Below are 8,246 nucleotides of genomic sequence, written 5' to 3'. Positions count from 1 at the left end.
CGGGGTAGCGCCTTGGTCCAGATCCACCAAGGCGGGCACGCGGTCCCCTTGAATGGCGACTCCCCAGTTGCCGTTCGAAGGAGGACCAGGCGTGCCCAGGAAGAGGCTACCCATGCGCAAGATCGAAGAGGTGCTGCGGCTGCGTGCCGCAGGGATGAGCACAAGGAGGATCGCCGCCAGCATCGGGGCGGGCAAGTCGACGGTTCATGAGTACCTGGCCCGGGCGGAGGCGGCAGGAGTCTCCTGGCCGCTGCCCGAAGGGCTTGACGATGCAGCCCTGGAGGCCAGGCTGTTCCCCGAGCCGACCCCAGGGCTGGCGTCACGCCGGCCGGTGCCGGACTGGCGACAGGTCCACCGTGAACTGAAGGGTGGGCGCCATGTGACGCTGCGCCTACTGTGGCTGGAGTGGCGGGGGATCCACCCCGAGGCCTGGGGCTACAGCCAGTACTGCGCCCACTACCAGGCCTGGCTGGGCGGCCAGGACGTCGTGATGCGCCTGACCTACAAGGCCGGGGAGCGCATGTTCGTGGACTTCTCCGGCGACAAGGCGAACTGGACCGACCCCACCACCGGCGAGGTGCACGCCGCAGAGGTGTTCGTGGCCGTGCTCGGCATGAGCGGGATGCTCCACGTGGAGGCCACCCGCAGCCAGGACCTCGGCTCCTGGCTGATGGCCCACGTGCATGCCTGGGAGGCGTTCGGTGGCGTCGCCGAGCTGACCGTGCCTGACAACCTGAAGTCCGGGGTGACCAGGGCCTGCTACTACGACCCCGAGGTGAACCGCTCCTACCTGGAGCTGGCACGGCACGTCGGCACCGTCGTGGTGCCCACGAGGGCCGCCCACCCCAGGGACAAGGCCGCGGTGGAGGCGGGTGTGCTGTCGGTGGAGCGCTGGGTGCTGGCTCCGCTGCGCCACCGGCAGTTCTTCTCCCTCGCCGAGCTCAACGCCGCTATCCGGGAGCAGACCGCCCAGCTCAACGCCCGGGCCTTCCGTGGGGAGCCCGCAAGCCGGGCGGACCTCTTCGCCGAGCTCGAGGCCCCGGCGCTCAAAGCGCTGCCAGCGACCCGCTACGAGCTGGCGGCCTGGAAGAAGGTGACCGCCAACATCGACTACCACGTGGAGTTCGACCGCCGCTGCTACTCGGTCCCGTACCGGCTGGTGCGTCAGCGCCTCGAGGTGCGGGCCACCGCTTCCACCGTCGAGGTGTTCAAGGCGAACCACCGGGTGGCCAGCCACGTCCGGGAGTACGGCCGGCGGCGCTACGTGACCGACCCCGACCACATGCCCGCCAGCCACCGGGCGCACCTGGAGTGGACCCCCAGCCGCCTGGTGTCCTGGGCCGGCACCATCAGCGCCGACACCGCAGCGGTGGTGGAGAAGATCCTCGCCACCAAGGCCCACCCTGAGCAGGGCTACCGGGCCTGCCTGGGACTGATGGGCCTCGCCCGGCGCTACGGCAACGAACGGGTCGATGCCGCCTGCCGCCGGGCGCTGGCCTGCGGGGCGGTCAGCTACACCTCGGTCAAGTCGATCCTGGCCGAGAACCTCGACCGGCTGGCGCTGCCGGGCACGTCCCCCACACCCCCACCCCCCGCCCACGAGAACCTGCGTGGTGCCGACTACTGGCAGGAGGCCTGAAGCCCATGCTGACCAACCCCACCATCGACAAGCTGACAGCACTCGGCCTGTCCACCATGGCCACCGGACTGGCCGACCAGCTGGCCATGCCCGGGACCTTCGAGGGGCTCCCCTTCGAGGACCGCCTGGGCCTGCTCGTCGACAAGGAGGCCGACGCCCGGGACAGCCGCCGGCTGGCCACCCGGCTGAAGGCGGCCAGGCTTCGCTACCCGGGGGCGCTCGAAGACATCGACTGGCGTGCCCCCCGGGGCATGGACCGTGCCGGTGTCGCCTCACTGGCGCAGGGCGGCTGGGTCGCCGCCCACCACAACCTGGTGATCACCGGCCCCACCGGCGTCGGCAAGTCCTACCTGGCGTGCGCCCTGGCCAACGCCGCGCTGCGGGCGGGCCATAGTGCCCTCTACGTGCGGGTCCCCCGGTTGATCGACGACCTTGCCGTCGGGCGAGCCGACGGACGCTACAGCCGGCTGCTGGCCTCCTTCAGCCGGGTGTCGCTGCTGGTGCTCGACGACTTCCTGCTCACCCCGGCCCCAGTGGAGGCCTGTAGGGACCTGCTCGAGGTGATCGAGGATCGCTCCCAACGCCGCTCCACCCTCGTCGCCAGCCAGCTCCCCGTCGAGGCCTGGCACGCCGCCATGGCGGACCCTACCTTGGCCGAGGCCGTCCTGGACCGCATTCTGCAGGCCTCGCACCGAATCGCCCTGAAGGGCCCCTCCCTGCGCAGGTCGAAGCCGGAGGTGGTGGAAAACCCGATCCAGTAGCCTTCAGTCCACCCACCGCAGCACACGCTGACCAGCCCGCGGAAGAGAGGTGATGCCCAGCCACGGACCTCCAGGCAACACACACGTCAGTAGCGCTACTCCGCCAGGGGGTCAGGTGTCCGGAATCATTCGGAACGGGTGTCCACTTTCAGCCGGAACGGCTGTCCAGAATCATCGGACTACACACGGAGCCCGGATCAAGAGCCGACTGCCGACGTAGGCTAGACACGAGGAGGGAGCCCGAATGCCTGCACCGGAGCCTCCGGTACAACAAACCTGGTCTGCCGAGGAGTTCAACGACCTCGTGAACAAACGCGCTCGGCCTACGCGAGACGACGACCGCTGCGTGCTTGCCATCGGCCCTGACGGAGTTTGGGAGGTGGCAAGCGATGACGAGATCGCCGCATGGGTGGACAAGCACCGCCGCCGCCAACAGCAGCAGTGAGTTCGCCCGACGCACCCCGGTTCGACGAAGCCCGGATCGTTCAAGTCCTCGATCGGCACGGCGTGGCCTACGTGCTGGTCGGCGGCCTGGGTGCCCTCCTTCATGGCGCCAGCCGTCCGACTATGGACTTCGACCTCTGTGCCGCGTGGGACCTCGCCAACCTCGGTCGGCTGGTCGACGCTCTTCAGGAGCTGAACGCTGAGCTCCGTGTGCGCCCAGGAGTCCAACCCCCCGCGGTCGATGCCCACCTGCTCCACGACAGTGTGGTGACGACGTGGCGGACGAGCGCCGGCGACATCGACGTGCTGGTCGGGATCCCATCCAGCCCTGAGGCCGGCCTGAATCGGTTCGACGTCCTCCGGGGCCGGGCCGAGAAGCACATCGTCGCCGGCTGCACGATCTAGGCCCAGGAGAAGTACCAGGCGGTTATCGAAGACTTCCCGGTGTGAGGTGAGTTGCCCCTGGTGACACGAGTCTTAACGGCATCCCATCTACGTGGCTGCCCTCGCGGACATCATTGCCTCCAAGCGTGTTGCCAACCGCCCGTCCGACCGCGAGGCTCTCCCCGAACTTGAGGCCCTTGCAGACCAGCAGGCGCCCGGCACCGAACGTGAGCGCCCCCTCCCCCATCCGTGGCAGCCGCCGGGACCCTATCCCGAGCCACCCGGATCCTCTGGTCCCGACCCCGTTCCGGAGCGATAAAGGCCCCGTTAACCAGCCTTACGGACCTGCGGGCTATTAGTGGTACGAACGAATATTATGTCGATTCTAACAGTCGTGGGAGCGGGATCCCTAAATACCGAGACCGAACGGACGTTTGATGTATCGTCGTTGCTGACCCACTTCCGAGGAGGAGAAATCATGGCAGAAGATCGTCAGCCGGGCCCCGCCCCGGCCTCAAACAACACAGCTGTACAACAGCCGGACGTCGGGAAAAGCATCACCGGTTCGGGTTGGATCGACGCACCGTTGCTCGAACCGCAGCTCGTTGCACTTGAGGCCATTCGTCCAGCGGGTGGCCCTGTGGCTGAGGTTCGAGCATCCGAACCGGCGGGCGCACAAGCAGCGACGACCCCGATCGCCTCCGGGGATGGAACACCCAAAAGCTAGTTGGTCCCGTCAACCGTAGCAACGTTCCTGGCATTTCTCCTCCTGGTTGTGCCGGGGCTGCTGTTCGAGTTCATTAGGGATACCAGACGCCCTACGGTCCAGCGAAGCAACTTCCGCGAGGTTAGTTCGGTTCTTCTCGCCGGCACGGCTTGTTCGTTGGTCTCGATAATCATCCTGGCCGCGCTGCGCGGATACTGGCCCGCCTCAATGCCGAATCCAGGCGGTTGGCTTAGCAACGCTGCTCCCTATCTCTCGACCCACTACCGCCTTATCGTTCGAACAGTGCTACTCGAACTTGCGCTTGCGTGTCTGCTTTCGCTCCTGGCGGCTCGTCTTTCTGTTAGACGGCCAAAGGGCCTGCGAACTTCGATGTCCAACGATCCCACGCTCTGGGAGGGCATCTTTGGCAAGGTCGAACCTTCTTCGAACCCCTACCCCTACCTAACGGTGCGCATGGCCAATGGCCAAGCGATTTGCGGCAAAGCCCTTGGCGTTGATCCACATGGGAGCCGAGACTGGGGTCACTTGATTCTTCAGGGCGCCCTCCGTCGGTATTCACAGGCCGGGGCGCCTGAGGACGTGGACGGGTGGCAACGTGTGATGATTCCGATCGCCGAAATTCAGGAGATTTGGATTAGATTCGTCAGTGAAGGTCAATGACGCGTCGCCGACGTTTAGGTCGCCCCCCCTGCCTCCCGAAGCCCTCTAGAACAAGAGGCAATCGAGCGCGGAAATAATCCTAGCCGGCGACGGCTAGGAGCTGGATCTCCTCAGGTGTCAAGTCATACAGGTGCTCGACTGCGCTGTCGAATCTTCGGGTTGCCTCGTTGTAGGAGCGCTGGGCAAGGTCACGAGCCGTCTCACCCCGTGCTTGGCTCATGGCTGCGAGAGTCTCTACACACCGATCGTAAAGGTCCACCACCTCCGATCGGTGGGCGTCGTCGGCCTCAGCGATCGGCAAACGCACCAGGTTCCCCTTCCTCGCAGCGAACCACCCTCCCCGGAATGCCCGGCTGTACCTGCGGAGGGCCCAAGATAGCAACCGACTATTCAGAAGGGCGCACACAAATGCGGGGTCGGGAAGGTTTCCCGCCGGAATGCCGTAGCCGCCAGTAGTCACGTTCACAAAGAAATGATCGTCAGGATCGAGATAAGCACAAAGATGATCAATCATGTAGGGTACGAGAAGTTTGGGATCCATGAACCGCTCAAGATTCTGCCGTCGGCTGTACCCCCACCAATTGCTGTCATGCCAATCCCCTCTGCGGGCCCGCAACTCCTGCTCGTGGTGAAGGAGCCAACTTCGCCCATGAACGCGAGAACTGATTTCGGTGGGCGACATGAGGACAAATGGCCGGCCGGTTCTTGGGCGCAGATAGGGCAGCAGCAGAACCTCAGTCGCCTCGGCAGCTGAGAACCGCCGAATATCGGACCGACCTCCATATACGGGCCGAAGTAGTTCGTTCTCGATGACCCCCTCAAGACCCGTGTCGCGACGAGACACGCGTCGCAAAGTGGGATCAGCGTGTGGCCCAAGGTCCCGGAGTCGGTAAACGTAGTCAGCGCCGGTGACCACCCCTTGGAACACAACGTTCCCACAAACCTCGGCGAGAGTTGGATGACTCAGTGCCAGTCGGTTCAGGAGTTCGGCCTCGGCTGGCAGATCCAGGGTCCACTCGGACGATTCGAGTATCGATGCCGGACGCATACCCGTGAGCTGACTCCCCTGGGCCGCTGCGGCTGCAAGCCCCCTCGCGCTAGGTGGGGGCGGTACACGAGTGAGGCGCCAAGAACGCGATGGGCTCCTTCCGGCCACTAACAGGACCGTATAGGCGCTGACCCCCTCAAAAACCAATCCTGAACCGAAGTCCACGATCTCCTGAACTAGGCGGTTCTCAGAGAGGAGTTGTCGAAGTGGGCGGCCGGCCTGGGTCTCACAGAACTGGCGGGAAACGATGAACCCGAGCCGACCATCCGGACGCAGCATTTCGAGTCCCCGCTCGATGAAAGGAGATGCGATGTCAAACGAGCCCTCAGATGCGGACCGGTACTTCGCCTGGTAAGCGCTGGTCTCTTCCGGGCGAAAGCGCCGAAGTACCTGTACTCTCGTGTACGGCGGATTGCCGATCACGGCGTCGAACCCGCCCCGTCGGGCGAAGATCGCCCCGAATCCGCCTCCCTCATCTCGCCAGTCGAATGGATTGACGCGGCGCCGAAGTTCCTCGCTCCCAAAGAGGACGTTTTCTGGCAGATCCTCCCCCCCGAGCAGGGAGTTCCCCCATCGAATGTTCCGGTCAAGCTTCGGCAAGTAGGCCGTTACCTCAAGCCGCAACTGCGCTTGCAGGGTGGCAAGGTTCTCGTTCTGCAGCAAGGCTAGGTAAAGGCTCATCTGGGTGACCTCGACAGCCTGGGCGTCGATGTCGACTCCGAATAGGTTGTTGGCGATTATGTTCGCTTTTGTCTCAGCTGTCAGGCGTCGCTCGCCGAGTGTCGTCGTGAAATGGCCCTGCTGGTTCTCGTCCGGGTGGGCCTCATAGTACCGCTCGTGCCAATCCACCAGGTAGTCAAACGCGCCCAATAGGAAAGCGCCGGACCCGCAGGCGGGATCGACGATCTTGATGTTGGCCACCGCCCGAGGCGTTTTCCCCTCCACCAAAGGAGCCAGAGCGCTTTGAACGATTCGCTCCACCACCCATCGGGGCGTGTAATAGACGCCGCCGGCATGGCGGACCTCGGGCTTGTCTTCGATTTGGACCCGTCCCTGCTGGTCAATGGTGATCTCTTGACCAAGAAACCGCTCATAGATGCTTCCGAGCAGGTCCACGGCCACCACATCGAACCGGTAGGGAGAGTGGGGGTAATAGAGGCTTTCCACCAAGCGCTGGAATACTCCGTCGGCGATATCGAGGCGTTCAGAGAAGTGGTTGGCGAATAGCTGCCCGTTGTATACGGCGTCCAAATGCCGAAATGTGGGGACCAGCCGCCGGTACGAGTCGCTGAGCCGAGCATGTCGACGAAGTATGGGTTCATTGAGGATTCCTCGGTCCTCCATTACGCGTATGAACACGACACGATCCAGGATTCGCTGCGTGGCCTCAGCGATCTCCCATCGGTCGAGATCAGCATTGCGAGCCTTGAGATCGGTGGCGATCTCCACACGCCAGTCCGCCAGGTCAGCAAGAAAGGCTTGGTCCACTGCGGAAGCGCCACGGGTGGGATTTTGCGCCAGAAAGGTCTCAAGGCTGCCTGACACCACGGCATCTCTAGAAAGGAGTTCCCAGATCCTGTCCCACGCGTCGAGGTACTGGTCGTATCGGAGATCCAATCCCGGGACCTGGCCGCTATTGGGCTGACCGAAGCTCGGGCGATAGCGAGCGTCGAAGACGCGGAGCTCCTCGAAGTCGGTGAGAATGGCCAACGGTAGTCGCATGGTCCAGGCGTAGGATTTCGCCTGGAAGGCGGGCGCCCGGTGCTGTAGGTCCACACTCGGCTTTTTTGCTTCAGCTACCAGTCGATTACGTAGGTCGACCCGGAAAACGTAGTCAGGATACAGGTTCGTGGGCGTACGCTCTGCGACTTCATCCTCGCTGAGGTCTACATCCCAATCTTCTTCACCCGCGGCACTGGTTTCTGTCTGTTGGCGGTTTTCGACCAGGACGTCGCGCCGCGGACCCAGACCTTGGCGGTCACCCACATCCCACCCGAGAGCCTCGAAGAGCGGGTCAATGAACTGATTGCGAGTTGCGGTCTCCGAGTAAGCCGATGATTTGTAGTATGGAACGTTCGAAGCGAAAGTGCGCGTCAGTATGTCGACGGCTGCGCGTCCCTCTTCCTTGCTTCGTGCCACTGTCACGCCAGGCACCCTCTCCTGTGGTCGGTAGCTGTCCCCCAAGGGCGGTTCACACCGAGGATCGTGTCATGAACCGCAAAGGCTTGCGCGGTGAGGATTGTTCGCCGATGCTACAGCATTGATAGAAACTCCAGACCTTTTACAGACTCGGTGCCTGCACCACCACAAGAGCGGTGCCATCGGCGACGTCAATCTCACAAGGCACGGTCCATGCGCCATGGCCAGTGTGCTCTGCCTCGAGGGCAAGTCGAATCACCGTGCCTTGCTCACGTCGCCAGTCTTGGGGCGTCATCTGGGACCAAGGCGGCGGCGGCGTGTTCTCAAGCTGGAGGAGTAACTCCTCCCCGAGCGGCAAGTGCCCTTTGTAAGCGAGGGTGCGACCAGTAGCGTCCGCCAGCGCTCCATGGGAGCCTGTGAGGGGTGTAATTCGGTAAGGCCCCC

The 8,246-nt window shown here is 63.8% G+C and carries 5 protein-coding genes; 4 read left to right on the top strand and 1 reads right to left on the bottom strand.

The genetic code is table 11. From position 1 onward, the window contains the following. Positions 1-52 precede the first annotated feature (52 nt). The 4 genes from istA to VFW71_07425 all read left to right on the top strand — a co-directional run bounded on the left by istA (position 53) and on the right by VFW71_07425 (position 3,249). The gene (istA, locus tag VFW71_07440) at positions 53-1,639 is read left to right on the top strand and encodes an IS21 family transposase (protein ID HEU5002594.1); all 1,587 of its coding nucleotides are present in this window, start codon (positions 53-55) and stop codon (positions 1,637-1,639) included. A 5-nt stretch (positions 1,640-1,644) separates the two neighbouring features. Next, positions 1,645-2,400, top strand: coding sequence for an IS21-like element helper ATPase IstB (gene istB, locus VFW71_07435; GenBank protein HEU5002593.1), 756 nt, complete (start codon positions 1,645-1,647; stop codon positions 2,398-2,400). Positions 2,401-2,644: 244 nt separating this feature from the next. Then, positions 2,645-2,845: a hypothetical protein gene (locus VFW71_07430; GenBank protein HEU5002592.1), complete on the top strand. Its 201-nt coding sequence runs from the start codon at positions 2,645-2,647 to the stop codon at positions 2,843-2,845. After that, the gene (locus VFW71_07425) at positions 2,842-3,249 is read left to right on the top strand and encodes a hypothetical protein (GenBank protein ID HEU5002591.1); all 408 of its coding nucleotides are present in this window, start codon (positions 2,842-2,844) and stop codon (positions 3,247-3,249) included. Before VFW71_07430 ends, VFW71_07425 begins: the two co-directional genes overlap by 4 nt. Positions 3,250-4,694: 1,445 nt before the next feature. Here VFW71_07425 and VFW71_07420 read toward each other — a convergent pair. Next, positions 4,695-7,808 (bottom strand): N-6 DNA methylase, encoded by a 3,114-nt coding sequence (locus VFW71_07420; protein HEU5002590.1) that lies wholly within the window; start codon positions 7,806-7,808, stop codon positions 4,695-4,697. Between the last annotated feature and the right edge of the window lie 438 nt (positions 7,809-8,246).

The sequence above is a fragment of the Actinomycetota bacterium genome (assembly GCA_035765775.1).
In the GTDB taxonomy this organism is placed as follows: Bacteria; Actinomycetota; CADDZG01; order JAHWKV01; family JAOPZY01; genus DASTWV01.
The sequence above is the reverse complement of the archived record's forward strand: the minus strand, read 5'-3'. Positions and strand labels throughout refer to the sequence as shown.